We start from the raw sequence: 26,001 nt of genomic DNA on the forward strand, positions 1-26,001 counted from the left end.
ACGGGTGCCTCAGCCGGCCATGTTGTCGGCCAGCTCCTCGCTGTCGCTGAGGTCGAGGTTGGATTCGGTGCCCGGGATCCCCAGGTCCTGGGCCCGCTTGTCGGCCATGGCCAGCAGGCGGCGGATCCGGCCCGCGACCGCGTCCTTGGTCAGCGGCGGGTCGGCGAGGGCGCCCAGCTCCTCCAGGGAGGCCTGCTTGTGCTCCATGCGCAGCCGGCCGGCCGCGGCGAGGTGCTCGGGGACCTCCTCGGCGAGGATCTCCAGGGCGCGCTGCACCCGGGCTCCGGCGGCCACCGCGGCCCGCGCCGAGCGGCGCAGGTTGGCGTCGTCGAAGTTGGCGAGGCGGTTGGCGGTGGCGCGCACCTCGCGCCGCATCCGCCGCTCCTCCCAGGCCAGCACCGAATCGTGGGCGCCGAGCCGGGTCAGCAGGGCGCCGATGGCGTCCCCGTCCCGTACGACGACCCGGTCCACCCCGCGGACCTCGCGGGCCTTGGCGGCGATGGAGAGCCGGCGGGCCGCGCCGACCAGCGCCAGGGCGGCCTCCGGGCCGGGGCAGGTGACCTCCAGGGAGGAGGAGCGTCCCGGCTCGGTGAGCGAGCCGTGGGCGAGGAAGGCCCCGCGCCAGGCCGCCTCGGCGTCACAGGTGGCCCCGGAGACCACCTGCGGGGGAAGACCCCGGATGGGGCGTCCGCGGCCGTCCACGAGCCCGGTCTGGCGTGCCAGCTGGTCGCCGCCGGCGACCACGCGGACCACGTACCGGTTTCCGCGGCGCAGACCGCCCGGAGCCATGATCACCAGGTCCGAGGAGTGCCCGAAGATCTCCAGAATGTCCTTGCGCAGGCGGCGGGCCGCGATCCCCGCGTCCAGTTCCGCCTCGATGACGATCCGGCCGCTCACCAGGTGCAACCCGCCCGCGAACCGAAGGATCGCCGAGACCTCCGCCTTCCTGCAGCAGGTGCGGGTGACGGGCAGGCGGGCGATCTCATCCTTCACCGCGGGCGTCATCGCCATGGGCCGATCCTTCCATGCATCCGAAAAATACGGTCGTACGCGGCGGCCAGCAGCTCCGGATCATGCTTCGGAGAGCCGTCCAGCCGGGCAACCGGCGCCAGCTCGACCGCGGCACCGAACCGTTTTGCGGCATCGGCGAGGGACTCGCGATCGGGCACGGCAGCCTGATCGGCCAGCACCACGTCCAGGGCGAGTTTAGGGGCGTGTCGGGCCAAAACCTCCAAATGACGCTGCGGAGAGAAGCCCTCTGTTTCGCCGGGTTGCGGTGCGAGGTTCAGCGAGAGGACCCGCCGGGCCTTCGTCTCGACCAGCGCGTCGAGCAGTTCGGGCACCAGCAGGTGCGGGATCACGGAGGAGAACCAGGACCCCGGACCGAGTACGACCCAGTCGGCGTCGAGCACCGCGGCGACCGCTTCCGGCACGGCCGGCGGGTCGGCCGGCACGACCTGCACGGAGAGCACCTCGCCGGGGGTCAGGGCCACGGTGGCCTGCCCCCGTACGGTGTCCACGTCCTCGGGGCGCGCCGGATCGTGGCCCTTGACCAGGGCCTGGAGCTCCAGCGGGACCGCCGACATCGGCAGCACCCGGCCCTGGGCACCGAGCAGCTTGCCGACGAGGTCCAGGGCCTGGACGGGATCGCCGAGCTGTTCCCACAGGGCGACGATCAGCAGGTTGCCGACCGCGTGCTCGTGCAGGTCGCCCTTGGACTGGAAGCGGTGCTGGATGACCCGCGACCAGGTCTGGCCCCAGTCGTCGTCCCCGCACAGCGCGGCCAGCGCCTTGCGCAGGTCGCCGGGCGGCAGGACGCCGAGCTCCTCGCGCAGGCGGCCGCTGGAGCCTCCGTCGTCGGCGACGGTGACCACGGCGGTCAGCTCGCCCGTGATCCGGCGCAGGGCGGTCAGCGAGGCCGAGAGGCCCATGCCGCCGCCGAGGGCCACGACCTTGGGAGAGACCGCCTCGGGGGCTTCGCCGCGGCGAAGCCCGGTGCGGGCCGCGCCGACCTCGCCCTTGCCGGAGGCAAGCCGGCGAAGGCGGCGCAGCCGCAGGGTACGTCCGGTCACTCGCGCCCCATGTCCCTGTGGACGACGACGGTCTCGACTCCTTCGGAGGCGAGGCGGGCGGCGAGCTTCTCCGACATGGCGACGCTGCGGTGCTTGCCGCCGGTACAGCCGACGGCGATGGTCACGTAGCGCTTGCCCTCGCGGCGGTAGCCGGTGGCGATGAGCTGGAGCAGCTCGGTGTAGCGGTCGAGGAACTCCTTGGCGCCGGGCTGGCTGAAGACGTACGCCGACACCTCCTCGTTGAGCCCGGTGAAGGGGCGCAGCTCCGGAACCCAGTGCGGGTTCGGGATGAAGCGGCAGTCGACGACCAGGTCGGCGTCGACGGGCAGGCCGTACTTGAAGCCGAAGGACATGACGGTGGCCCGCAGCTCGGGCTCCTCGTCGCCCGCGAACTGGGCGTCCATCTTGGCGCGCAGTTCGTGCACGTTCAGGCTGGAGGTGTCGATGACCAGGTCGGCGTCGCCGCGCAGCTCGCGCAGCAGATCGCGCTCGGCGGCGATGCCGTCGACGATGCGGCCGTCGCCCTGGAGCGGGTGCGGGCGGCGGACCGACTCGAAGCGGCGTACGAGGGCGTCGTCCGAGGACTCCAGGAACACGATCCGCCGGGTGACCCCGCGGGCCTCCAGGTCGGCGAGGGACTCGCGCAGGGCGTCGAAGAACTGCCGGCCGCGGACGTCGACGACGACGGCGATGCGTGCCACGTTGCCCTGCGAGCGGGCGCCGAGTTCCACCATGGTGGGGATCAGCGCCGGCGGGAGGTTGTCGACCACGAACCAGCCGAGGTCCTCCAGGCACTTGGCCGCCGTACTGCGGCCGGCCCCGGACATTCCGGAGATGATCACCAGCTCGGGGATGGCCGCCTCGGCGGTATCTCCGGGCTCCACTGTCGTGCCCGTACTCACCTGTGCTCCGTCTCGGTCTCGGTCGGTCTCGTGCTGGGTTTCGTTGTGGGTTTCGTTGTGGGTTTCGTGCTCGGTCATTGCTCGGTCCCCCGTTCGGATGTGGCTCCCGCGGTCGCGGAGGTCTCATCCTCGATGATCTCGCCGGTCGCCGTGTTAACCGCGGGACCAGCGGGAACCGCCTGGGCGAGGGCCGCGGCCACGGTCTCGGCCGTCTTGCGGCCTATGCCCGGGACCTCGCAGATCTGGTCGATTGTCGCCTGCCGGAGCTTTTTCACCGAACCGAAATGCTTCACCAGGGCCAGTTTGCGACTCTCGCCCAGTCCGGGGACCTCGTCCAGGGGGCCGGACTTCAGCCGCTTGGCGCGCTTGTTGCGCTGGTACTGGATGGCGAACCGGTGGGCTTCGTCACGGACCCGCTGGAGCAGGTAGAGGCCCTCGCTGGTCCGGGGCAGCACCACCGGGTCGTCCTCGCCGGGCAGCCAGACCTCCTCCAGCCGCTTGGCCAGGCCGCACACGGCGACGTCGTCGATCCCGAGCTCCTCCAGGGCCCGCTGGGCGGCGGCCACCTGCGGCTGCCCGCCGTCGACCACGACGAGCTGGGGCGGGTACGCGAAGCGCTTGGGCCGGCCGTCGTCCGCGGCCGCGTCCACCTCGAACCCGTCGGCCCCGTCGGCGTCCCCGCCTTCCGGGCCGTCCCCGGGGGACCACTCCCCCGTCTTCAGCTTCTCCTGGAGGTAGCGGCGGAAGCGCCGGGAGACCACCTCGTGCATGGAGCGGACGTCGTCCTGCCCCTCGAACGATTTGATCTGGAACCTGCGGTACTCGCTCTTGCGCGCCAGCCCGTCCTCGAAGACGACCATCGAGGCCACCACGTCGTCGCCCTGCAGGTGCGAGATGTCGAAGCACTCGATGCGCAGCGGCGCCCCGTCCAGCTCCAGGGCCTCGGCGAGCTCCTCCAGGGCCCGCGAGCGGGTGGTGAAGTCGGCGGCGCGCTTGGTCTTGTGCAGGGCCAGGGACTGCTGGGCGTTGCGGTGGACGGTCTCCATCAGCGCTTTCTTGTCCCCGCGCTGCGGGATGCGCAGGCTGACCTGGGCGCCGCGCCGCTCGGCCAGCCACTCGGAGAGCGCCGGGGTGTCCTCGGGGAGCGCCGGGACCAGCACCTCCTTGGGGACGGACTCGCCCTTCTCCTCGCCGTACAGCTGCTGCAGGGCGTGCTCGACGAGCCCGGCCGTGTCCACGGCCTCCACCTTGTCGGTGACCCAGCCGCGCTGGCCGCGGACCCGGCCGCCGCGTACGTGGAAGATCTGCACGGCCGCTTCGAGCTCGTCCTCGGCGACCGCGAACAGGTCGGCGTCGGTGGCGTCGGCGAGCACGACCGCGTTCTTCTCCATGGCCCGGCGCAGGGCCCCTATGTCGTCGCGCAGCCGGGCGGCCTTCTCGTACTCCATCTCCTCGGCGGCCTCGTGCATCTGCCCTTCGAGGCGGGAGAGGTGGCTGCCGGTGCGGCCGGCCATGAACTCGCAGAAGTCCTCGGCCAGTTCCCGGTGCTCCTCGGGGGTGACCCGGCCGACGCAGGGCGCGGAGCACTTGCCGATGTAGCCCAGCAGGCAGGGGCGGCCGATCTGGGCGGAGCGCTTGAACACCCCGGCGGAGCAGGTGCGGACGGGGAAGACCCGGAGCATCAGGTCGACGGTCTCGCGGATGGCCCAGGCGTGCCCGTAGGGGCCGAAGTAGCGCACGCCCTTCTTCTTGGGCCCGCGCATGACCTGGACCCGGGGGTACTCCTCGTTCATCGTCACGGCGAGGGAGGGGTAGCTCTTGTCGTCCCGGTACTTGACGTTGAACCGGGGGTCGAACTCCTTGATCCAGGAGTACTCGAGCTGGAGCGCCTCGACCTCGGTGGAGACCACCGTCCACTCGACGGAGGCGGCCGTGGTCACCATGGTGGCGGTACGGGGATGCAGTCCGGCGAGGTCCTGGAAGTAGCTGGCCAGCCGCTGGCGCAGGCTCTTGGCCTTCCCGACGTAGATCACCCGGCGGTGCTCGTCGCGGAATTTGTAGACCCCCGGGGAGTCGGGGATCTGTCCCGGCTTGGGGCGGTAGCTGGAAGGGTCGGCCATGCCAACCACCCTACTGTCGCCCGCCGACAACCGAGCCGTTCCCCTGCTGCGCCGCGGGGCCCGGCCGCCTGGCAGGCGGCCGGGCCCCCGGGTGGCTACGCCCGCACCACCCGCTGCCGCCGGGAGCGGCGCGCGGCCACCGCGCCGGCCGCGCCCAGCGCCAGAGCCACGGCTCCGGCGGCCGTCGGGACCTCGAGGGATCCGGATCCGGATCCGGGCCGGACGCCGGTCGTGGCTTCCGTGGGGGCGAAGCCACCGGCCTTCCCGGCCTTGGCGTAGGCGGAGCCGGGGAGCTTGTCCCCGTACGCCTTCACGACCCGGGTCCGGTACGCGGCGAGGCTGGTGCCCTGCGCGCCGACGGCCCGTTCCGCGTCCTCGTCCAGCGGCAGCACCCGCTGGCCCTGGGCCACGTACCACGCGTCGATTTGCGGTTCGCGGAAGACGGTGCCGCCCGGAAGTTTCGCCGCGCCGAGCTGTGCGTAGCGGAACTCGTCGTCACCGGTGGCGATGTTCACCACCTGCCAGCCCGCCTCCGTCTTCGCGGTCCACAGCGCGGCCTGCTGGCCGTCCGAGGAGACCGCCTTGCTGGCGAGGAACTCCAGGCGGGACACGCTCGCGCCCGTCTTCCCCGCGACGAAGTCCGGCGACAGGTAGTTCACCGCGATCGCTTCCCCCTCGATACGGGGCTGCGCGGCGGTCAGCGTGACCTTGCCCTCCCGGGAGAAGAACCGGGACAGGGTGGCGAGGGTGTCCGGGGACGCGGCCGCCTGCGCGGCGGCGGCCCGGTTCTCGGCGGTGGCGCTCTGCGGCTGCGGCACCGGCGCCGCGGTTGCCTGGGTGGGGGCCAGGGCGAGGGCGGCGGTCGAAAGGACGAGCGCCGCGGCGAGGCGAGGATTCATGGGGTCACGCCCCGATCCGGTAGAGGGAGTGGGTCCAGGAGAAGGTGCTGTTGTCCACGTACCAGGCGTGGGAGGCCCAGTTGTAGCGGTCGCTGGAGGGCCACGGGTCGCCCCAGTACACCCAGCTGTTCGCGGTGTCGTAGCCGTAGATGACGTGCATGTGGCCGCCGCCGTTGGACCACTCGATGCGGGTCTCGACCGGGCGGTTCGCGTTGATCTCGGTCTGCACGGTGGAGTACTGGAGCCAGCCGGTCACGTAGGAGCCGGAGTTGATGCCGGCCCAGCGCAGGGCGGTCTGCACATTGGCCAGGCTGGCCTGGTTGTTGGGGCAGTCGTAGCCCTGCTGGCGGTTGAAGGCGGCGTTGCAGAACTGGTTCTGGCTGTAGGTGCGGCCGAACCAGGTGGCGATGGTGTTGCCGCTGGCGGCCCAGCACCAGTTGGTCTTCTGCTGCGCCTGCATCGTGATGTTGAGCCGCTTGGACGCCAGGGCCGCGCTGTCGGCGGACGGGGTGGTGCCGGTGGTGGTCGTGGCGGTCGTGGTGCCCGTACCGGCGACGGCATCGGCGGCGGTGGCGGTACCGGTGGGCAGGGCGAAGAGCAGGGCGGTGACGAAGGCGGCGAGGGTAAGCCGCCGGTTTCGGTTGCGCATCGCGTTCCTCCCGAGGTGGGGAGTGGGGGGTGGAGGAGCGCGTCCGGACGCTGTGGAGGAGCATCAGGGTGTTGTCGGGAACAGGTCAACACGCTTCAATACGGCGTGACATCGCAGTGTGAACGGTGGGGCCAGAGTGTGAACGCCCGCCATCGGTCCACCCAGGTCCTCGGACGTCACCGCGGGACCGCCCGCGCCCCGCTTTCGTGAACGTTCACAGGAGGCCCCCATGCGGTCGAGCGCGGACAGCAGACTCTCGGACAGCGCCCTGGACCTACCGCAACTGCTGCGCACCGGTCCCTTCCACCTCGCGCTGCGCGCCGCCCTCACCGCCCGCGGACTCCCCCTGCACCGGGTCCAGCACCGGCTCGCCGCCCGCGGCATCAAGCTCGGGGTGACCAGCCTCAGTTACTGGCAGCAGGGCGCCCGGCGGCCCCGCCGCGCCGAGTCCCTCAAGGCCGTACGGGCCCTGGAGCAGATCCTGGAACTGCCCGAAGGCACCCTGCTGCGGCTGCTCGCCGCACCGGAACCCGCCGCGCCCGGGACGGCCCGGCCGCCCGCACGTTCGTACCGGGCACTGTTCAGCGTGGGCTCGGCCGTGGAGGCACTGCTGACCGGCATGGAACTGCCCGCCGACGGCGGCCTGCACACCGTCGGCCACCACGAGCGGGTACGGATCGGACCCGCCGGGGAACTGCTGGGCCGCGAATCGCAGCACGTCGTACGGGCCCACCGCGACGGGGTCGACCGGTACATCGCCGTCCACCACGGGGACCCGGGCTGCGATCCGGCCCGGATCCGGGTGCGCGCCGACGAGAACTGCCGGACCGGGCGGATCCGCCACCACGCCGAAGCCGAGGTGGTCGTCGCCGAGCTGCTCTTCGACGCCCGGCTGCGCGCCGGGGACACCTACGTCTTCGGCTACGGCTTCGAGGACGGCACCGGCGGGCTCAGCACCGAGTACGTGCGCGGCTTCAGCTACACGGGCGGGCAGTACGTGCTCCAGGTCCGCTTCGACGAGGCCGCGCTGCCGGTCCGCTGCCGCCGGTTCAGCCGCAGCGGGGCGGACGCCCCGCGCGAGCACCTGTGCGACCTGACCCCGAGCGGACCGCACCGGGCCGTGCACCTGGTGGAACAAGGTGTGCGGCGCGGGGTCCTGGGGATCGCCTGGGACTGGACGTAGGCCACCCGGTCGGGTGGGCTCAGCCCGCGACGAGCTTGCCGTTCTCCGCCTTCACCGGGACCTCCGGCAGCGGGTCGGTGGCCGGGCCCTGCAGGACCTTGCCGGTGGTCACGTCGAAACGGCTGCCGTGGCACGGGCAGGTGCCCTCACCCTTGACGATCTTGTCCAGGACGCAGCCCGCGTGCGTGCACTGCGCGCTGAAGGCCTTGTACTGGCCCGCCTCCTGGCAGCTGACGACCAGCTTCTTCTCCCGGAACAGCTTCGCGCCGCCCACCGGGACCTCGGTCGCGGCCCCCAGTTCCACCGGCTCGGCCGGGACCGCGGGGCTGCCGTGGCCGCTGCTGGTCGCGGTCGAGCAGGCCGCGAGCGTCGCTCCGGCGCCGACGGCCCCGGCGAGCGCGGCCGCGCCCTTGAGGACGGTACGACGGGCTGCGGACTGCGACGCGGGCATGCGGTTCTCCTGGGGTGTGCGATCGACCGGGCGCCCCTTTCGGCCCGGGGCCCACCCGACGATACCGCCGCCCGATGGGGTACCTTCCCCCGCGTGATCGTCGTCGGTGGAGAAGCCCTGATCGACCTGGTGCCCGTCGCGGAGCCGCCGGGCGCCCTGCTGCCCCGGCCGGGCGGCGGACCGTACAACACCGCGCTCTCGCTGGGCCGGCTCGGGGCGCGGGCCGCCTTCTGCTCCCGGGTCTCGACGGACGGCTTCGGCGCCTCGCTGCTCGCCGGGCTGCGGGCGGCCGGCGTGGACCTGTCCCTGGTCCAGCGCGGGCCCGAGCCGACCACCCTGGCCGTGCCCTCGCTGGCCCCGGACGGCTCGGCGGCGTACGGCTTCTACGTCGAGGGCACCGCCGACCGGCTGTTCCGGCTGCCGCCCGCGTTCCCGAAGGACGTACAGGCCCTCGCGCTCGGCACCTGCTCCCTGGTGCTGGAGCCCGGCGCCGGCGCCTACGAGGCCCTGCTGCGCCGGGAGTCCGCGCGCGGGGTGCTCACCCTGCTCGACCCCAACATCCGGCCGGCGCTGATCGCGGAGCCGGACGCGTACCGCAAGCGCTTCCTGTCCTGGCTCCCGTACGTCTCGGTGCTCAAGCTGTCGGAGGAGGACGCCACGTGGCTGGGCGGCCGGGTCCGGGACTGGCTGGCGGCGGGTCCCTCGGCCGTGGTGCTCACCCGGGGGGCCGGGGGACTGACGGTGTGGACCCGGGAGGGGGCGGAGCACTCGGTGCCCGCCCGCCGGGTCGGGGTGGTGGACACCATCGGCGCGGGCGACACCGTGAACGCGGCCCTGCTGCACCGGCTCACGGCTCTCCCGGACGGCGTCGGCCGGGCGGACTGGCCCGAGGTGCTGACCTACGCCGCCGAGGCGGCCGCGCTGACCTGCACCCGGGCGGGCGCGGAGCCCCCGTACGCCACGGAGCTGGGCGGCTAGCGCCCGGATACGGCCCGCACCAATCCAGCCCCGCCGGCGTTTGAGGCGGGGGGCCGGGGGCTGGCCCCCGGAAGCGGCGCCGCACCCTTCCACGGGCCGGCACCGCCCCCGGAGGGCTACGCCTTGCGGGCCCGCGTGGCCTTCTTCGCCACGGTGGCCTTCTTGGCCGGAGCCGGAGCCTCGGCCGCGGCCACCGCCTTCTTGGCCGTGGCCTTCTTGGCGGGAGCCTTCTTCGCGGGAGCCTTCTTCGCCGCGGGCTTCACCGGAGACGTCACCGCATCGGAGATCCGGTCCGCCCCCAGGATGTCCCGGAGGAACTTGCCCGTGTGGCTCGCGCCCACCGACGCCACCTGCTCCGGGGTGCCCTCCGCGACGACGAGGCCGCCGCCGTAGCCGCCTTCGGGGCCCATGTCGACGACCCAGTCCGCGGTCTTGACCACGTCCAGGTTGTGCTCGATGACGATCACCGAGTTGCCCTTGTCCACCAGCCCCGACAGCACCTTGATCAGCTTCGAGATGTCCTCGAAGTGCAGACCCGTCGTCGGCTCGTCCAGGACGTACACCGTCCGGCCCGTGGAGCGCTTCTGGAGTTCGGAGGCCAGCTTGACGCGCTGCGCCTCACCGCCCGAGAGCGTCGGCGCGGACTGGCCGAGGCGCACGTACCCCAGCCCGACCTCGTTCAGCGTCTTCAGGTGCCGGGAGATCGTCGGGACCGCCTCGAAGAAGCCGGCGGCCTCCTCGATCGGCATGTTCAGGACCTCGGCGATGGACTTGCCCTTGTAGTGGACCTCCAGCGTCTCCCGGTTGTACCGGTCGCCGTGGCAGACCTCGCACGGGACGTAGACGTCCGGCAGGAAGTTCATCTCGATCTTGATCGTGCCGTCGCCGGAGCAGTTCTCGCAGCGGCCGCCCTTGACGTTGAAGGAGAAGCGGCCCGGCAGGTAGCCGCGCACCTTCGCCTCCATGGTCTCCGCGAACAGCTTGCGGACGTGGTCGAAGACGCCCGTGTACGTCGCCGGGTTGGACCGCGGGGTCCGCCCGATCGGCGACTGGTCCACGTGCACGACCTTGTCGACGAGCTCGTCGCCGTCCACCCGCGTGTGCCGCCCCGGAACCGACCGCGCGCCATTGAGCTCGCGCGCCAGGTGCGTGTAGAGGATGTCGTTGACCAGCGTGGACTTGCCGGAACCCGAGACGCCCGTCACCGCGGTGAGCACGCCCAGCGGGAAGGACACGTCGATGTCGCGGAGGTTGTTCTCCTTGGCGCCGTGGACCGTCAGCTTGCGCGCCGGGTCCACGGGACGGCGTACGTCGGGAAGCGGGATGGACCGCTTGCCGGACAGGTACTGACCGGTGATGGACTCGGGGTTCTTCAGCAGCTCCTTCAAGGAGCCGCTGTGCACGACCTTGCCGCCGTGCTCGCCGGCGCCCGGACCGATGTCCACGACCCAGTCGGCCACCTTGATGGTGTCCTCGTCGTGCTCGACGACGATGAGCGTGTTGCCCATGTCCCGCAGCCGGACGAGGGTCTCGATCAGCCGGTGGTTGTCCCGCTGGTGCAGGCCGATGGAGGGCTCGTCCAGGACGTAGAGCACGCCCACGAGGCCGGAGCCGATCTGCGTGGCGAGGCGGATGCGCTGGGCCTCGCCGCCCGACAGGGTGCCGGCGGCGCGGTTGAGCGAGAGGTAGTCGAGGCCGACGTCCACGAGGAAGCGCAGCCGCTCGTTGACCTCCTTGAGGACCCGCTCGGCGATCTGCTTGTCGCGGGCGTCCAGCTTCATCCGGCCGAGGAAGTCCGCGCACTCGCTGATCGACATCGCGGCGACCTCGGCGATGGACCGGTCCATCACGGTCACCGCGAGGACGATCGGCTTGAGCCGGGTGCCCTGGCAGGTGGGGCAGGGCACCTCGCGCATGTAGCCCTCGAAGCGCTCGCGGCTGGCGTCGCTCTCGGACTCCGAGTGCCGCCGCTTGACGAAGGGAACCGCGCCCTCGAAGGCCGTGGTGTAGGCGCGCTCGCGTCCGTACCGGTTGCGGTAGCGGACCTCGATCTGCGTCTTGTGGCCGTACAGCAGGGCCTTCTTGGCCCGCAGCGGCAGCCCGGCCCACGGGATGTCGGTGCGGAAGCCCAGCTCCCCGGCGAGCGCGCCGATCAGCCGCTGGAAGTAGTCCTTGGTGTGACCGAGCGACCAGGGCGAGACCGCGCCCTCGTCCAGGGACTTGTCCTCGTCCGGGACGATCAGCTCCGGGTCCACCTCCATGCGCGTACCGATGCCGGTGCATTCGGGGCAGGCGCCGAAGGGCGAGTTGAAGGAGAAGGAGCGCGGCTCCAGCTCCTCGAAGGAGAGGTCGTCGTACGGGCAGTAGAGGTGCTCGGAGTACATCCGCTCACGCTCGGGGTCGTCCTCGGCGAGGTCGACGAAGTCCAGGATCACCATGCCGCTGGAGAGCCCGAGGGCGGTCTCCACTGAGTCGGTCAGGCGGCGCTTGGCGCCCTCCTTGACCGTGAGGCGGTCGATGACCACCTCGATGGTGTGCTTCTCCTGCTTCTTGAGCGTGGGCGGCTCGGAGAGCTGGATCGTCTCCCCGTCCACCCGGGCGCGGCTGTAGCCCTTGGTCTGGAGGTCGGCGAAGAGGTCGACGAACTCGCCCTTGCGCTCGCGCACCAGCGGCGACAGCACCTGGAAGCGGCTGCCCTCGGGCAGCGCGAGCACCTTGTCGACGATCGCCTGCGGCGACTGCCGCGAGATCGGCCGGCGGCACTCGGGGCAGTGGGGCTTGCCGATGCGGGCGAAGAGCAGGCGGAGGTAGTCGTAGACCTCGGTGATGGTGCCCACGGTGGAGCGCGGGTTGCGCGAGGTGGACTTCTGGTCGATGGAGACGGCCGGTGAGAGGCCCTCGATGAAGTCCACATCGGGCTTGTCCATCTGCCCGAGGAACTGGCGGGCGTACGACGAGAGCGACTCGACGTAGCGGCGCTGGCCCTCGGCGAAGATCGTGTCGAAGGCGAGGGAGGACTTGCCCGAACCGGAGAGCCCGGTGAAGACGATGAGGGAGTCGCGGGGCAGGTCGAGCGAGACGTTCTTGAGGTTGTGCTCGCGAGCGCCACGAACGATGAGACGGTCGGTCACGCCGGTCCGCACCTTTCTTGAGAGAGCGGGGCACGGGCCCCCGGCCCAGGGTATTGGGGGGCGCCTCTGCGATGGACTTGGAGACTGGACTCCGAGCGTATAGCACGTGCATTCGATTTCCGGCACTCCGCCGACTGCTTCACCCGATCGTGTGGCGCGGGCCTTTCAGCCACTAGGCTCGGCCGCATGACTGATCATGTGCACGACCTGCAATCTGTACGTGAAGCCACCGACCGGCTGCTGACAGCGGCCGCGAAGCTGGACAACGCCGCCCTGGCCGAAGAGTCACATCTCCCCGGCTGGAGCCGTGGCCACATCCTGGCCCACCTCGCCCGCAACGCGGACGCCCTGGTGAACGTCTTCGAGGGCCGCCCCATGTACGAGAGCGGCACCGCCCGCGACGCGGACATCGAGCGCGATTCGGGACGTCCCCTGCTGGAACAGCTCGAAGACGTCCGGAATTCCGCGGCCGCCTGGCAGGCCGTCGCCGAGGCCCCGCAGGACTGGACCCGCACGCTGGAGCTGCGCAACGGGGTCACCGACAGCGCCTCCCGCATCCCCTTCCGGCGCCTGGTCGAGGTCGAGCTGCACCACGTCGACCTGAACATCGGCTACGAGCTCGCGGACCTCCCCGACCGGTTCACCGGTCAGGAGATCGAGTTCCTGGCCGAGCGCTGGTCGGGCCACCCCGACGTGCCCGCGACCGCCCTGGCCGCCACCGACGGCCGCCACTGGCGCACCGGCTCCGCGGGCGAGCCCGCCGTCACCGTCACCGGGAGCGCCGCCGCCCTGCTGGCCTGGCTCTCGGGCCGCGCCGACAAGGGCGCCTCCCTCACCACCGAGGGCGGACAGCTGCCCGCCCTCCCGCCGCTCTAGGATCGGTTCATGACGTACAGCGGAGCGGTCAAAGTCGGCGGTCCGGCCGACGTGCACGAACTCTCGGACCTCATGATCTCCAAGGTCGCGGTCGGAGGCATGAACAACAACGCCTACCTGCTGCGGTGCCGGGCCACCGACGAGCAGCTGCTGATCGACGCCGCCGCCGAGCCCCAGACCCTGCTGAGCCTGATCGGCGACGGCGGCATCGCGTCCGTGGTCACCACCCACCGGCACGGCGACCACTGGGGCGCGCTCCAGTCGGTGGTCGAGGCGACCGGCGCGCGGACGTACGCGGGTGCCCACGACGCGGAGGGCATCCCGGTCCCGACCGACGTGCTCGTCGAGGACGGGGACACGATCACGGTCGGACGGGTCACGCTGACCGCCCGCCACCTGGTCGGCCACACCCCCGGCTCGATCGTGCTGGTCTACGACGACCCGCACGGCCACCCGCACGTGTTCACCGGCGACTGCCTCTTCCCGGGCGGCGTCGGCAACACCTGGGGCGACGCGAAGGCCTTCGCCCAGCTCGTGGACGACGTCGAGCACAAGCTCTTCGAGCCGCTGCCGGACGAGGCATGGGTCTACCCGGGCCACGGCGGCGACACCACGCTCGGCGCCGAACGTCCCCACCTGGCCGAATGGCGCGAGCGCGGCTGGTAGCGGACGGCGGCTCCGCGTCAACCTGACGACGGGCTGCACTCCTTCCGGTCGATGATGGCCGAACGCACGTCCTGAGGGTGTGGGGCGGGGTAATTGCTGCACCATGCAACAAGACCCCTCCCCCGCCCCGGCCTCCGAGGCTCCCGGGGCCCCCGCTCCCGCGCCGCCCTCGATGCTCCGGCTCGCCTCGGCCTCCCTGGCCGGCACCGCCATCGAGTTCTACGACTTCTTCGTCTACGGCACCGCCGCCGCCCTGGCGCTCGGGCCGCTCTTCTTCCCCTCCTTCTCGCCGCTCGCCGCGACCCTCGCCGCCTTCGGCACCTTCGGCGTCGGCTTCCTGGCCCGCCCCCTCGGCTCCGCCGTCTTCGGCCACATCGGCGACCGCCACGGCCGCCGCCCCGTACTGCTCGGCTCCCTGCTGCTGACCGGCCTGGCCACGGTGGCGGTGGGCTGCGTGCCCTCGTACGCCTCCATCGGGATGGCCGCGCCGGTGCTGCTGATCCTGCTGCGGTTCCTGCAGGGCTTCGGGCTCGGCGGCGAATGGGGCGGCGCGGTACTGCTGACCGCCGAGCACGCCCCCGAGCGGCGGCGCGGGCTGTGGTCGAGCTTCCCGCAGATGGGCCCGGCGGTCGGATTCCTGCTGGCCAACGGGCTGATGCTGACCCTGACGAGCACTCTCACCGACGGGCAGTTCGCCTCCTGGGGCTGGCGGGTGCCGTTCTGGGCCGCCGGGCTGCTGGCCCTGGCCGGGCTGTGGCTGCGCCGCTCGGTGGAGGAGACCCCGCAGTTCCGCGCGCTCTCCGAGACCGGCCGCCGGGCGGACGCACCCCTGGCCGAGGTCGTACGCGGCCACTGGCGGCTGCTCCTGCTGACCGGCGGGGCGCTGGCCGTGGGGTACGCCGTCTTCTACGCGGCCACCACCTGGTCCCTCGCGTACGCCACCGAGCACCTGGGCGTGCACCGCTCGGTGATGCTCGCCTGCGTCATGGTGGCCATCGCGCTCAAGGGCCTGGCGACCCCGGTGGTGGCGGTGCTCGGCGACCGCTACGGCCGGCGGCCGCTCTGCCTGGCGGGCTGCACGGCCTGCGCGCTGTGGATGTTCCCCTTCGTGGCCCTGCTGCGCACGGCCGACCCGCTGCTGATGACGCTGGGGCTGCTCGGCGCCCTGCTCGGCATGGTGACGATGTTCGCGGTGGTGGGCGCGTACCTGCCCGAGCTGTACGCCCCGCGGATCCGCTGCACCGGCGCGGCCGTCGGCTACAACCTCGGCGGGGTGCTGGGCGGCGCGCTGACCCCGATCGTGGCGACGGCCCTGGCGGACGGCCCGGGCCCGCCGTGGGCCGTCGCGGTGTACCTGACGGCGATCGCCCTGGTCTCGCTGGTCTGCTTCGCGCTGCTGCCGGAGACCAACCCCTCGGTCGTGCGGCAGCGGACGGGCGGGGCCGCGGAGGCGGAGAAGGGGGCAACCGGGGCGGCCGCCCCCGTGTAGCCCCGGCCTTCGGCCGCTACTTGGTCTCCACCGGCTTGTGGCCCGGGTACAGGTGACTGGGGGTGACGACGTTGGTGACCGCCTCGCCGAAGAGGGTGCTGGGCTCCTGGCCCTTGTGCAGGTCGTCGGTGGTGAGCAGGACGACCATGGTCGCCTGCTCCTCCGGCAGGTAGACGGTGAGCGTCTCGTACCCGGGGAGCGAGCCGTTGTGGCCGAGCCAGCCCTGGACATTGAAGATGCCGAGCCCGTAGCCGTCGCCGGGGATGATGCCGATCGGCTGGGTCTTCAGGCGTTCGGCCTGGGTAGCGGGGGTGAGCAGCGTGCCGGTGGCCAGGGTCTTGGCCCAGCTGCGCAGGTCCTGGAGGTCGGAGGCCATCGCTCCGGCCGCCCAGGCCCAGGACGGGTCGAGGTGGGTCGCGTCCACGATCTTTCCGCCGGGCAGGTCGTTGGTGTAGCCGTTCGCGTGCGGCTCGGGGAAGTCCGTCCCGCGCGCGAGGACCGTGCGCTCGCTCAGCCCCGCGGGTTTGACCACGTCCTGGGCGATGACCTCGTGGAGCGGCCGGCCGGTGATCTTCTCCACGAGCAGGCCGAGCAGGATCAGATTGGTGTTGGAGTACTCGAACTTCGCGCCCGGCTCGAAGTTCACCGGGTGCTTGAAGGAGATGTCGAGCAGTTGCTGCGGGGTGAAGACGGAGGTGATCTTCGCGTCGAAGCCCGGGTCCTCGCTGTAGTTGAAGAGCCCGCTGCGCATGCCCGCGAGTTCGCGCAGGGTGATGCGGTCCCCGTTCGGGACGCCGGAGATGTACTTGCCGATCGGGTCGTCGAGCGCGAGCTTGCCCTGGTCGACGAGTTGCAGGAGGGCGGTGACCGTGAAGGTCTTGGTCTCGCTGCCGATGCGCACCCCGAGATCGGGCGTCATCGGTGCGCCGGTCGCCTTGTCGGCCACGCCGAAGGATTTCACGTAGCTGCCCTTGCCGGGTGCCCACAGGCCCACGGTCACGCCCGGCACCTTCGTCAGGTCCATGACCTGGCGGATCGCCGCGTCCAGTCGGGCCGCAACGGCCGGGGTGAGCTGCGGGAACTCCGTATCGCCGGACGGGGACGGGGCGGCGGACGCGGACGAGGCCTGGGCGGTCGCGCCGTACGCGGAGCCCGCGAGGGCCGGGGTGATGAGCAGGCCGGCGGCGGCAGCCGCCACACAGGCCCTGCGCATCCTGATGCGGGTCGGCCTCATGGGTCGGCCTCCTGTCGTACGACGACGAGAGAAACGTTCCACCAGCCTAGGCCCGCACCACCCCGGTCGCGCGGCGACCGGGGTGGCACCGGATCAGGCCTCGATGCGCTCCGGGCCGGCCGCGGCGGCTTCGGCCGCCGCCTGCTTCTTCGAGGCCATCAGGCTGGTGATCGTGGTGATCACCAGCACGCCGCAGATGACGCCCAGGGAGACCGGGATGGAGATCTGCGGGACGTGCAGGCCCGACTCGTGCAGGGCGTGCAGCACGAGCTTGATGCCGATGAAGCCCAGGATGACGGAGAGGCCGTAACTGAGGTGGACCAGCTTCTTGAGCAGGCCGCCGATGAGGAAGTACAGCTGGCGCAGGCCCATCAGGGCGAAGGCGTTGGCGGTGAAGACGATGTACGGGTCCTGGGTGAGGCCGAAGATCGCGGGGATCGAGTCCAGGGCGAACAGCACGTCGGTGGTGCCGATGGCGAGCATGACCACCATCAGGGGGGTCAGGATCCGCTTGCCGTTCTTCTCGATGAAGAGCTTGGTGCCGTGGTAGCGGTCGGCGACACCGAACTTCTTCTCGATGGACTTGAGGAGACGGTTCTCCTCGAACTCCTCTTCTTCCTCGTCCTTGCGGGCCTCCTGGATCAGCTTCCACGCGGTGTAGATGAGGAACGCGCCGAAGATGTAGAAGACCCACGAGAAGTTGGCGATGATCGCGGCGCCCGCCGCGATGAAGATCGCCCGCAGGACCAGGGCGATCAGTACGCCCACGAGCAGCACACGCTGCTGGAGGTGGGTGGGCACCGAGAATTTCGCCATGATCAGGACGAAGACGAAGAGGTTGTCCACGCTCAGGGACTTCTCGGTGATGAAACCGGCGAAGAATTCCTGAGAGGCCTGGCCGTGGCCGAAGAACAGCAGGCCCAGGCCGAAGAGCGCGGCGAGGACGACCCAGACGACCGTCCAGATGCCCGCTTCCTTCATGGAGACGTCATGGGGTTTGCGGCCGATGAAGAAATCGGCTCCGATGAGGATGCCCAGACCGAGAATGGTCAGCACCCAGAGGGTCAAGGAAACGTCCACTATTTACATGCCTCCGGCAGATGGCTCAGCACTTTGTCAGCGTCATCGCTGCCGGAGGTCTCTTCCACCCGGACGGCCTGGAGGCCACGGGCCGGCGCCCCGGGACCGATTGCAGTCCGTATTGACGGGCACGCCGTAGCAGGAAAGCAGGAATACTCCCCTCCGCACTCATCAGCGTACCCGTAGTGGCCGCTCAAGGTAAAGGGGAGACCAAGAACTGCTCAATGGACGGTCATCCGGGGCGGGGCGGCGGACCGCCCCGCGGTCACCGCCCGGAGCCGCGCCGGGCCGCCGCCACCCGCTCCAACACCTGGTCGAGGACCCGACTGCCCTGCGGCGGCAGGTCCGCCTCGAAGGTCCAGGCGTGGTGGACCCACGGATCGGCGAGATGGTCGTCCGGCACGGGCGACAGCCGCATCAGCGAGCGCCACAGCGGATCCAGCAGCGGCCCGTAGGCCGAGGCCTCGTCACGGTCCGCGACCATCAGCAGGTGTACGCCGACCGCCGGACCCTCATCGGCGAGATAGCGCAAACGGGTGACGGCACGGTCGTCGAACCCGTGCGGGAAGTCGTGCACGATCAGCAGCTGATCGGCCGTGTCCACATCGGGCGGCAGGTCCTCCGGAGCCCCGGCCCGCACCGCCATCTGTACGAGGTCCACGCGCCGGGTCAGCCGCTCCAGGGTCTCGGTGACCCCCGCGGCCCCGGCGGCGGGCGGCCCGGCCAGCACTCCGGCGCGCACCAGCGGGGCCAGCGAGGCGGCTCCGGCGCCGGCCGCGTCGATCACGTGGACGGCGAACCGGTCGGCGGGGTGGGCGCCCAGCAGCCGTACGGCGTGCGCGACGGCCATGTCCATGGCGGCCCGGCGCAGCCGGTCGGTGTCCATGGCCATCGCGGACTCGGAGCCGGTGCGGCCGTTGTCGATCCACAGGCCGCGCTCCAGCGGGACCCGCACCAGCATCGGGATCCGCAGCCCGGGCCCCTCCGGCAGGCTGAGATCGCCCAGGCGCAGCGCCAGCGGGCTCTCCGCGGGGACGGCGTGCGCGTGCCAGACGGGGCTGTCCCAGCGGGCGTACGCGGTCGGCAGCGCGGGCTCGACCACCTCGGACTCGGCGGTGAGCTGGGCGAGGTCCCGGTCGAGCACGGCCTGCGCCCGCGCGACGAGCTCGTCGCGCCGGGCCCGGGCGGTGTCGCGGGCGGCGTTGCCGGAGCCGCCCATGCGGTGGCGCGGGTCGGCCAGGGCCTCGTCGAGCTCGCGGTCCATGCGGGAGTCGGCGAACTCCACGGCGCCGCGGTAGGCGGCGACGGAGCGGGCCAGGTCCTCGAACATGCCCCAGACCTGGTTGTACAGCCGCTCCTCCATGGACCAGCCGCTCGCGTCCCCGGCGACGGGCCGGGGCGCCTCGCCCGGCTGCGCGGACGCCGCGGGGCGCGGGGCGGGCTCCGGAGGTTCGGTGCTGGTGCGGCGGCGCGGGTGGGCGTAGCTGATGGTGGACGGGGAATCGGCGGAGCCGGGCGGGACCCCGTCCTGCGGGACCGGAGCCGGAACCGGGACCGGAGCCGGGGCCGGGGCGGCCGGACCCGGAGCCGGACCCGGCGCGGGTGTCCGCAGTCCGTGGGGCACGGTGGGCGCCGCCCCGGTCGGCATGGCCGCCAGGGTGATGTCCCCCGAAGGCGTGAGCCCCAGCGCGGCGGCGGCCAGCTCGGTGGCGGCCGGGCCGGTCAGGCCCCCGTCGGCCAGCAGTGCGCCCAGTCCGGCGGCGTACCCCTGGCCCACGGCGCGCACCTTCCAGGCGCCCTGGCGCCGGTACAGCTCCAGGGCCAGGACGGCGGTCTCGGTGTCCAGGTCGGTCACCGTGTACCCGGCGAGCTCGGCGCCCTCCGGTTCGGCCACGGACACGTAGGAGGCCGGGACCGCGCCGAAGCGTGCCGGGCCGCCGGGCGGCAGGACGAGGACCACCCCGACCCGGTGCACGGCCGCTCCGACGGTGTCGAGGTCGACCTCTATCCGGTGCTGACCGGAGACGACCCCGGGTACTTCGAGGCCCGGCAGGCTCCGGGCTCCGGGATGGGCCACCGCCCCGGGGCCGGCGAGCCGGCCCGCCTCGTCGGCGAAGTGGGCCAGGGCGAGCACGGGTGTGCCCGCCGAGACCCTGATCTCCACCCGGCTCCGGGACAAGGGGTGGTTCTGCCCCCGGACCAGTTCGGCCGTCATCGTGCAGCCCCTCCCCCGTACCCGTTCTTCTTCTGTGCCGTGCTTTGTCTCTGTACCGAGTCTGCTTACAGGTGCGGCAGGATCGACGGCATCAGGTCCTGGAAGGTCCGGCCGTTGGCCGGGTTGCCGAGGGCCGTCATCTGCCAGCCGGCGCCGACGCGCGACACCTTCGCCATGATCTGCGCGGTGTACTGCCCGCCGCCGTCCAGGGTGTAGCGGGCCAGCTCCTGGCCGTTGGTCTCGTCCACGATGCGGCAGAACGCGTTCTGCACTTCCTGGAACGTCTGGCCGGTGAAGGAGTTCACCGTGAAGACGATCTGGTCGATGTGCACCGGCACGCGCTGGAGGTCGACGAGGATCGACTCGTCGTCCCCGCCCTGGCCGGCGCCGCCGACGAGGTTGTCACCGGTGTGCCGCACGGAGCCGTCGTCGCTCTGCAGGTGCCGGAAGAAGACGACGTCCACGGGCTGCTTGTCGGCGAAGAGCACCGCCGACGCGTCGAGGTCGATCTCCCGGGTCCGCGAGCCGAACAGCCCGCGGCGCTTGGCGGCCTGCCAGCCGAGACCCATCCGGACCGCGGTCAGGGTGCCTCCGTCCGCCTTCTGCAGACTGATGGCCTGACCCTTGGTCATGTTGACCGTCACGCGTGTCCCCTCTCACTGGCCCGCCCCCGATGTGGGTGCGCAGCACGTACCTGCGACTGGCTCCCAACCCTACTGACCGCCCCCGGGTCAGGCGAGGCCCGCTTCCTTCATCTGTCGGAGCTCCTTCTTCAGTTCGCTCACCTCGTCCCGGATCCGGGCGGCGACCTCGAACTGCAGCTCCGCAGCGGCACCGCGCATCCGCTCGGTCATCTGCTCGATGAGCGCGGCCAGTTCGGCGGCGGGACGGTCGGTGAGCACCTCGGCGGCCTTGGCCCCCTTCGCCCCCTTGCCCGCCTTGGCCCCACCGGCCTTGCCGCCCAGCGCGGGCACCGGCGCCTTCAGCGCCTTGCCGTCCTTCGCCTGCCGGTAGCCGGTGCCGAGGAGCTCCTCGGTGTCCAGCTCCTCCCGGGCGATGGTGGCGACGATGTCGTTGATCTTCTTGCGCAGCGGCTGCGGGTCGATCCCGTGCTCGGTGTTGTAGGCGACCTGCTTCTCCCGGCGCCGGTTGGTCTCGTCGATCGCCTGGGCCATCGCCGGGGTGATGCTGTCGGCGTACATGTGGACCTGGCCGGACACGTTGCGCGCGGCGCGGCCGATGGTCTGGATCAGCGAGGTGCCGGAGCGCAGGAAGCCCTGCTTGTCGGCGTCGAGGATCGCCACCAGCGACACCTCGGGCAGGTCGAGGCCCTCGCGCAGCAGGTTGATGCCGACCAGGACGTCGTACTCGCCGGCCCGCAGCTCGCGCAGCAGCTCGATGCGGCGCAGGGTGTCCACGTCGCTGTGCAGGTAGCGGACCTGGATGCCGAGCTCCAGGAAGTAATCGGTGAGGTCCTCGGCCATCTTCTTGGTGAGGGTGGTGACCAGGACCCGCTCGTCCTTCTCCACCCGCTGGCGGATCTCGTGCACGAGGTCGTCGATCTGGCCCTCGGTGGGCTTGACCACGACCTCCGGGTCGATGAGGCCGGTCGGGCGGATGATCTGCTCGACGAAGCCGTCGCCGCGCGCGAGCTCGTACTTGCCCGGGGTCGCCGACAGGTAGACGGTCTGGCCGATCCGCTCCTGGAACTCCTCCCACTTCAGCGGCCGGTTGTCGAGGGCCGACGGGAGGCGGAACCCGTGGTCCACCAGGGTCCGCTTGCGGGAGGCGTCGCCCTCGTACATCGCGCCGATCTGCGGGACCGTCACGTGCGACTCGTCGATGACGAGGAGGAAGTCCTCGGGGAAGTAGTCGATGAGGGTGTTGGGCGCGGAGCCGCGCTCGCGGTCGTCCATGTGCAGCGAGTAGTTCTCGATGCCGGAGCAGGACCCGATCTGGCGCATCATCTCCAGGTCGTACGTGGTGCGCATGCGCAGCCGCTGCGCCTCCAGCATCTTGCCCTGCTTCTCCAGCTCGGCGAGGCGCTCGGCCAGCTCGGCCTCGATGCCGGTGATCGCCTTCTCCATGCGCTCGGGGCCGGCGACGTAGTGGGTGGCGGGGAAGACGTACAGCTCGCGGTCCTCGCTGATCACCTCGCCGGTCAGCGGGTGCAGGGTGGAAAGGGCCTCGATCTCGTCGCCGAACATCTCGATGCGGACGGCCAGTTCCTCGTAGACCGGGAAGATCTCGATGGTGTCCCCGCGCACCCGGAAGGTGCCCCGGGTGAAGGCCACGTCGTTGCGCGTGTACTGGATCTCGACGAAGCGGCGCAGCAGCTGGTCGCGGTCCATCTCCTCGCCGACCTTGAGGGGGACCATCCGGTCCACGTACTCCTGCGGGGTGCCGAGGCCGTAGATGCAGGACACGGAGGCGACGACGATGACGTCGCGCCGGGTGAGGAGGGAGTTCGTCGCGGAGTGGCGCAGCCGCTCCACCTCCTCGTTGATCGAGGAGTCCTTCTCGATGTAGGTGTCCGACTGCGGTACGTACGCCTCGGGCTGGTAGTAGTCGTAGTACGAGACGAAGTACTCGACGGCGTTGTTCGGCAGGAGCTCGCGGAACTCGTTCGCCAGCTGGGCGGCGAGCGTCTTGTTCGGCGCCATCACCAGCGTGGGCCGCTGGAGCTTCTCGATCATCCAGGCGGTGGTCGCCGACTTGCCGGTTCCGGTCGCGCCGAGCAGCACGACATCCTTCTCACCTGCACGGATGCGCTTCTCCAGCTCGGCGATGGCCGCCGGCTGGTCGCCACTGGGCGTGTAGGAGCTGACGACCTCGAAAGGCGCCACCGTGCGTTCGATCTTCGATACGGGCCGCATGGGTCAACCGTACGACCCCCCACTGACAGTCGACGCTCCGGTGGGCCCGCGGGGCCGTACGGGTCGCGCCCGTTTGTCGTAGTTCGGTGGCGGCCCGGTGATCGCCAACCCCATGATCGCCGTACACAGCTCTCCCTGAAAGTGCGTCGGAAACGCATCGAAGAAGTGGATCGCCGCAACGAATGCCGCTCCCAGCCCGTTTGAGGCAGGAGCAGGGCTCACGACCCGAGGAGAACGCGCATGTACGTCCGACCCGCCGCCGCGGCCACCGCCGCCTTCCTGGGACTCACCCTGACCGTGTTCGGCGCCACGGCCGCCTCGGCCGCCCCCGGTCCGGACTGGCTCTCCAACCCGATCGTGTACGCCCACCGGGGGGCTTCTGCGTACGCCCCGGAGAACACCCTCGAATCGATCGACCGTGCGATGACGATGGGCTTCGACTGGGTCGAGAACGACGTCCAGCGGACCAAGGACGGCGAGCTGGTCGTGATCCACGACGACACCCTGCTCCGCACGACCAACGTCAAGCAGGTGTTCCCCGACCGCAAGTCCTGGCGCATCAAGGACTTCACGGCGGCGGAGATCCGCAGCCTGGACGCGGGCAGCTGGTTCGGACCGCAGTTCGCGGGCGCCCGCGTGCCGACCCTGCGGGAGTACATGGACCGGGTGCAGCGCAACCATCAGCGGCTGCTCCTGGAGATCAAGAAGCCGGAGCTCTACCCCGGGATCGAGGAGCAGACCCTGCGCGTGCTGGGGGAGACCGGCTGGCTCGACGAGAACCACGTGAGCCGCCGGCTGGTGATCCAGAGCTTCAGCTCCGCCTCCATCCGCACCGTCCACCGGCTGCGCCCCGACATCGTGACGGCCTACCTCGGCACCCCGGCCGTGTCCGAGCTGCCCAAGTACGCCGAGTTCACCGACCGGATCAACCCCTGGTACAAGACCATCGACGGCGACTGGGTGGACGCGGTGCACGGGCTGGCCGGCGCCCACGGAAAGGCGATGGAGGTGGACGCCTGGATCGTGGACGACGCGGAGACCGCCCGCCAGGTCCAGGACCTGGGCGTGGACGGAATCATCACCGACAAGCCCGACGTCGTACGCAACGCGGTCGGCGGGTACTGAGCGCTGTCGGCACTGCCCGGGCTGTCGGGCACTGCCAGCGCTGTCAGCGCTGTCGGTGGGTAGCCGTACCGTGAAGAGGTGGACAGCACCGAGCGGCCCCGCGGGCCGCGCCTCGAATGGACCGTCGTCCCCAGCGACATCGGCCCCCTGCTCCTGGCCGCGACCCCCGAGGGTCTGGTCCGGGTGGAGTTCCACGCCGGGCCGGACCGGGCCGACGGGATGGCCGACGCGCTGATCTCCCGGCTCGGCGCCGACGCCTGGCGTCCCGCACCCGGCGAGGAGGTCCTGCTGGCCGAGCCGATACGCCAGCTGACCGCGTACTTCGCCGGGACGCTGCGCCGCTTCGAGCTGCCCCTCGACTGGCGGCTCAGCTCCGGCTTCAACCGGCAGGTCCTGCTGGAACTGGACCGCTCCGTGCCCTACGGATCGGTCGTCGGCTACGGACAGCTGGCCGCCCGGGCCGGCCAGCCGGGCGCCGCCCAGGCCGTCGGCAACGCCATGGGCTCCAACCCGCTGCCGCTGGTCGTGGCCTGCCACCGGGTCGTGGAGAACGACGGGGGCATCGGCGGCTTCGGCGGCGGAGTGGAGACCAAGCGCATCCTGCTCGCCCTGGAGGGCGTCCTCCCGCAACCGCTGTTCTGACCCGCGCACCCCCCTGACCCGCCGCTCACCGCCCGCCCGTATCCCGGTTCCCCCATCTGGTGAGGGGTGGGAAACTGCGGCAGTGACTACTCCTGCGATACCCGGTACGGGCCGGCCGTCGGCCCCGCCGGTCACCCCCGCCGATCTGCCCCGGCTGCGGCGCCGCACCTCCGGCGTGCTGATCGCCGGACAGATACTGGGCGGCGTCGGCGTGCCCATCAGCATCGCCCTGGCCCCGGTGCTGGCGACCGAGATCAGCGGGACGGAGTCACTGTCCGGTTTCGCGTCGACCGCCTCCGTGATCGGCACGGCCCTGGTCTCGCTGCCGCTCGCCGCGCTGATGACCCGGCGCGGCCGCCGGCCCGGCCTGGTCCTCGGCTATCTGATCGGCGCCACCGGCGCGGCCCTCGTGGTCCTCGCCGCCTCGGTGAAGAGCTTCCCGCTCCTGATGCTCGGCATGGCCGCCTTCGGAGCCGCCTCCTCCGCCAACCTCCAGGCCCGCTTCGCCGCCGCCGACCTCGCCGAGCCCGACCGCCGGGCCCGCGCGATCTCGGTGGTCGTCTGGGCCTCCACCCTCGGTGCCGTGCTCGGCCCCAACCTCTCCGCCCCCGCCAGCCGCAGCTTCGCGGGCACCTCCGTACCGCAGACCGCGGGCCCCTTCGTCTGGGCCGGCACCGTCTTCGTGCTCACGGCCGCGCTGATCGCCGTATTCCTGCGCCCGGACCCCCTGCTGACGGCGCGGGCCCTGGCCGGACCTGCGGAGCAGACCGCGGCCGGGCGCTCGCTGCGCGCCGGGTTCGCTGCGGTCAAGGCCTCCCCCAGGGCCCGGCTCGCGCTGCTCACCATCGCGGTGTCACACACCGCCATGGTCTCGATCATGGTGATGACACCGGTCGACCTGGGCCACCACGGAGCCGGCCTCCAGCTCATCGGCCTGGTCATCAGCGGGCACATCGCCGGCATGTTCGCCTTCTCGCCGGTGATGGGCTGGCTCGCCGACCGGCTCGGCCGGCTGACCGTGATCGGCCTGGCGGCCGGTCTGCTTCTCGTCGCCGCGCTGCTCGCGGGCACGGCCGGCCCGAACCACGCCCAGAGCGCCGCCGGACTCTTCCTGCTCGGCCTCGGCTGGTCCGCCGGCATGGTGTCCGGCTCGGCGCTGCTGACGGACTCGGTGCCGCAGGCCGCGCGTGCCGCCGTACAGGGCCTGGGCGACCTCACGATGAACACGGCCGCCGGGATCGGCGGCGCGGCCGCCGGTCTGATCATGTCCCAGGCCGGCTACGGCTGGCTCAACGTGGTCGGCGCCGCCCTGCTGCTGCCGATGGCGGCGCTCGCGCTGTTCACCTCGCGCCGCCATCCGGTGAAGGCGTCCGCCGGAGCCCAGTAGCTTCGCCAGCCCCCAGCCGTCCTCAG

The 26,001-nt window shown here is 71.6% G+C and carries 21 protein-coding genes; 8 read left to right on the forward strand and 13 right to left on the reverse strand.

Going from position 1 to position 26,001, the window contains the following annotated elements:
- Positions 1-9: 9 nt before the first annotated feature.
- The 6 genes from whiA to OG490_RS09290 form a co-directional block, all read right to left on the reverse strand.
- Positions 10-1,011, reverse strand: coding sequence for a DNA-binding protein WhiA (gene whiA, locus OG490_RS09265; RefSeq protein ID WP_112449750.1), 1,002 nt, complete (start codon positions 1,009-1,011; stop codon positions 10-12).
- Complete coding sequence (locus OG490_RS09270; RefSeq protein WP_330295793.1) at positions 1,002-2,072, reverse strand: gluconeogenesis factor YvcK family protein; 1,071 nt, start codon at positions 2,070-2,072, stop codon at positions 1,002-1,004. Before OG490_RS09270 ends, whiA begins: the two co-directional genes overlap by 10 nt.
- Positions 2,069-3,052, reverse strand: a complete 984-nt coding sequence (rapZ, locus tag OG490_RS09275) for an RNase adapter RapZ (RefSeq protein WP_330295794.1) — start codon at positions 3,050-3,052, stop codon at positions 2,069-2,071. Before rapZ ends, OG490_RS09270 begins: the two co-directional genes overlap by 4 nt.
- On the reverse strand, positions 3,049-5,094 hold the full coding sequence (gene uvrC / locus OG490_RS09280; protein ID WP_330295795.1) for an excinuclease ABC subunit UvrC: 2,046 nt from the start codon (positions 5,092-5,094) through the stop codon (positions 3,049-3,051). Before uvrC ends, rapZ begins: the two co-directional genes overlap by 4 nt.
- A 95-nt stretch (positions 5,095-5,189) precedes the next feature.
- Positions 5,190-5,993 carry a hypothetical protein gene (locus OG490_RS09285; protein ID WP_330295796.1) on the reverse strand — a complete coding sequence of 268 codons (804 nt, stop codon included), beginning with the start codon at positions 5,991-5,993 and terminating at the stop codon, positions 5,190-5,192.
- 4 nt (positions 5,994-5,997) lie between these two features.
- Positions 5,998-6,642: a papain-like cysteine protease family protein gene (locus tag OG490_RS09290; RefSeq protein ID WP_330295797.1), complete on the reverse strand. Its 645-nt coding sequence runs from the start codon at positions 6,640-6,642 to the stop codon at positions 5,998-6,000.
- A gap of 229 nt (positions 6,643-6,871) precedes the next feature.
- On the opposite strand from OG490_RS09290, the gene OG490_RS09295 reads away from it, so the two are divergent.
- A complete protein-coding gene (locus OG490_RS09295; RefSeq protein WP_330295798.1) occupies positions 6,872-7,825 on the forward strand; it encodes a hypothetical protein in 954 nt (317 codons plus the stop codon).
- Between the two features lie 19 nt (positions 7,826-7,844).
- Here the strand turns inward: OG490_RS09295 and OG490_RS09300 are convergent, their stop codons facing one another.
- Entirely contained in the window at positions 7,845-8,276 is a 432-nt protein-coding gene (locus OG490_RS09300) for a Rieske (2Fe-2S) protein (RefSeq protein WP_330295799.1), read from the reverse strand.
- A 93-nt stretch (positions 8,277-8,369) separates the two neighbouring features.
- Here OG490_RS09300 and OG490_RS09305 point away from each other — a divergent pair, with 93 nt between their 5' ends.
- Positions 8,370-9,254 (forward strand): carbohydrate kinase family protein, encoded by an 885-nt coding sequence (locus OG490_RS09305; protein ID WP_330295800.1) that lies wholly within the window; start codon positions 8,370-8,372, stop codon positions 9,252-9,254.
- A 116-nt stretch (positions 9,255-9,370) separates the two neighbouring features.
- Here OG490_RS09305 and uvrA read toward each other — a convergent pair whose 3' ends face one another.
- A complete protein-coding gene (gene uvrA / locus OG490_RS09310; protein ID WP_330295801.1) occupies positions 9,371-12,385 on the reverse strand; it encodes an excinuclease ABC subunit UvrA in 3,015 nt (1,004 codons plus the stop codon).
- A 186-nt stretch (positions 12,386-12,571) separates the two neighbouring features.
- On the opposite strand from uvrA, the gene OG490_RS09315 reads away from it, so the two are divergent.
- From OG490_RS09315 to OG490_RS09325, 3 genes are all read left to right on the forward strand, one after another.
- Complete coding sequence (locus tag OG490_RS09315) at positions 12,572-13,261, forward strand: maleylpyruvate isomerase family mycothiol-dependent enzyme (RefSeq protein ID WP_330295802.1); 690 nt, start codon at positions 12,572-12,574, stop codon at positions 13,259-13,261.
- Between the two features lie 9 nt (positions 13,262-13,270).
- A complete protein-coding gene (locus OG490_RS09320) occupies positions 13,271-13,927 on the forward strand; it encodes an MBL fold metallo-hydrolase (RefSeq protein WP_330295803.1) in 657 nt (218 codons plus the stop codon).
- Between the two features lie 172 nt (positions 13,928-14,099).
- Positions 14,100-15,416 (forward strand): MFS transporter, encoded by a 1,317-nt coding sequence (locus tag OG490_RS09325; protein WP_330300855.1) that lies wholly within the window; start codon positions 14,100-14,102, stop codon positions 15,414-15,416.
- A 16-nt stretch (positions 15,417-15,432) separates the two neighbouring features.
- On the opposite strand, the gene OG490_RS09330 is transcribed toward OG490_RS09325, so the two are convergent.
- The 5 genes from OG490_RS09330 to uvrB form a co-directional block, all read right to left on the reverse strand.
- Positions 15,433-16,650, reverse strand: a complete 1,218-nt coding sequence (locus OG490_RS09330; protein WP_330295804.1) for a serine hydrolase domain-containing protein — start codon at positions 16,648-16,650, stop codon at positions 15,433-15,435.
- 93 nt (positions 16,651-16,743) lie between these two features.
- Entirely contained in the window at positions 16,744-17,730 is a 987-nt protein-coding gene (locus OG490_RS09335; protein WP_330295805.1) for a TerC/Alx family metal homeostasis membrane protein, read from the reverse strand.
- Positions 17,731-17,995: 265 nt separating this feature from the next.
- On the reverse strand, positions 17,996-19,945 hold the full coding sequence (locus tag OG490_RS09340) for a TerD family protein (RefSeq protein ID WP_330295806.1): 1,950 nt from the start codon (positions 19,943-19,945) through the stop codon (positions 17,996-17,998).
- 65 nt (positions 19,946-20,010) lie between these two features.
- On the reverse strand, positions 20,011-20,589 hold the full coding sequence (locus OG490_RS09345) for a TerD family protein (RefSeq protein WP_330295807.1): 579 nt from the start codon (positions 20,587-20,589) through the stop codon (positions 20,011-20,013).
- A gap of 87 nt (positions 20,590-20,676) precedes the next feature.
- Positions 20,677-22,821, reverse strand: coding sequence for an excinuclease ABC subunit UvrB (gene uvrB, locus OG490_RS09350; RefSeq protein WP_330295808.1), 2,145 nt, complete (start codon positions 22,819-22,821; stop codon positions 20,677-20,679).
- A gap of 240 nt (positions 22,822-23,061) precedes the next feature.
- On the opposite strand from uvrB, the gene OG490_RS09355 reads away from it, so the two are divergent.
- The 3 genes from OG490_RS09355 to OG490_RS09365 all read left to right on the forward strand — a co-directional run bounded on the left by OG490_RS09355 (position 23,062) and on the right by OG490_RS09365 (position 25,975).
- A complete protein-coding gene (locus tag OG490_RS09355) occupies positions 23,062-23,946 on the forward strand; it encodes a glycerophosphodiester phosphodiesterase (RefSeq protein WP_330295809.1) in 885 nt (294 codons plus the stop codon).
- 78 nt (positions 23,947-24,024) lie between these two features.
- Positions 24,025-24,588 carry a methylated-DNA--[protein]-cysteine S-methyltransferase gene (locus OG490_RS09360; RefSeq protein ID WP_330295810.1) on the forward strand — a complete coding sequence of 188 codons (564 nt, stop codon included), beginning with the start codon at positions 24,025-24,027 and terminating at the stop codon, positions 24,586-24,588.
- A gap of 82 nt (positions 24,589-24,670) precedes the next feature.
- Complete coding sequence (locus OG490_RS09365) at positions 24,671-25,975, forward strand: MFS transporter (protein WP_330295811.1); 1,305 nt, start codon at positions 24,671-24,673, stop codon at positions 25,973-25,975.
- Positions 25,976-26,001 lie beyond the last annotated feature (26 nt).

It is taken from the genome of Streptomyces sp. NBC_00503, assembly GCF_036346895.1.
Taxonomy (GTDB): domain Bacteria; phylum Actinomycetota; class Actinomycetes; order Streptomycetales; family Streptomycetaceae; genus Streptomyces.

Bases quoted from the DNA above. Each gene is read 5' to 3' on its own strand.
- OG490_RS09300 (WP_330295799.1), bottom strand. From the start codon at position 8,276: ATGCCCGCGTCGCAGTCCGCAGCCCGTCGTACCGTCCTCAAGGGCGCG.
- uvrB (WP_330295808.1), bottom strand. From the start codon at position 22,821: ATGCGGCCCGTATCGAAGATCGAACGCACGGTGGCGCCTTTCGAGGTC.
- OG490_RS09320 (WP_330295803.1), top strand. From the start codon at position 13,271: ATGACGTACAGCGGAGCGGTCAAAGTCGGCGGTCCGGCCGACGTGCAC.
- uvrC (WP_330295795.1), bottom strand. From the start codon at position 5,094: ATGGCCGACCCTTCCAGCTACCGCCCCAAGCCGGGACAGATCCCCGAC.
- OG490_RS09290 (WP_330295797.1), bottom strand. From the start codon at position 6,642: ATGCGCAACCGAAACCGGCGGCTTACCCTCGCCGCCTTCGTCACCGCC.
- OG490_RS09295 (WP_330295798.1), top strand. From the start codon at position 6,872: ATGCGGTCGAGCGCGGACAGCAGACTCTCGGACAGCGCCCTGGACCTA.
- whiA (WP_112449750.1), bottom strand. From the start codon at position 1,011: ATGGCGATGACGCCCGCGGTGAAGGATGAGATCGCCCGCCTGCCCGTC.
- OG490_RS09355 (WP_330295809.1), top strand. From the start codon at position 23,062: ATGTACGTCCGACCCGCCGCCGCGGCCACCGCCGCCTTCCTGGGACTC.
- OG490_RS09325 (WP_330300855.1), top strand. From the start codon at position 14,100: ATGCTCCGGCTCGCCTCGGCCTCCCTGGCCGGCACCGCCATCGAGTTC.
- OG490_RS09340 (WP_330295806.1), bottom strand. From the start codon at position 19,945: ATGACGGCCGAACTGGTCCGGGGGCAGAACCACCCCTTGTCCCGGAGC.
- OG490_RS09285 (WP_330295796.1), bottom strand. From the start codon at position 5,993: ATGAATCCTCGCCTCGCCGCGGCGCTCGTCCTTTCGACCGCCGCCCTC.
- rapZ (WP_330295794.1), bottom strand. From the start codon at position 3,052: ATGACCGAGCACGAAACCCACAACGAAACCCACAACGAAACCCAGCAC.
- OG490_RS09330 (WP_330295804.1), bottom strand. From the start codon at position 16,650: ATGAGGCCGACCCGCATCAGGATGCGCAGGGCCTGTGTGGCGGCTGCC.
- OG490_RS09315 (WP_330295802.1), top strand. From the start codon at position 12,572: ATGACTGATCATGTGCACGACCTGCAATCTGTACGTGAAGCCACCGAC.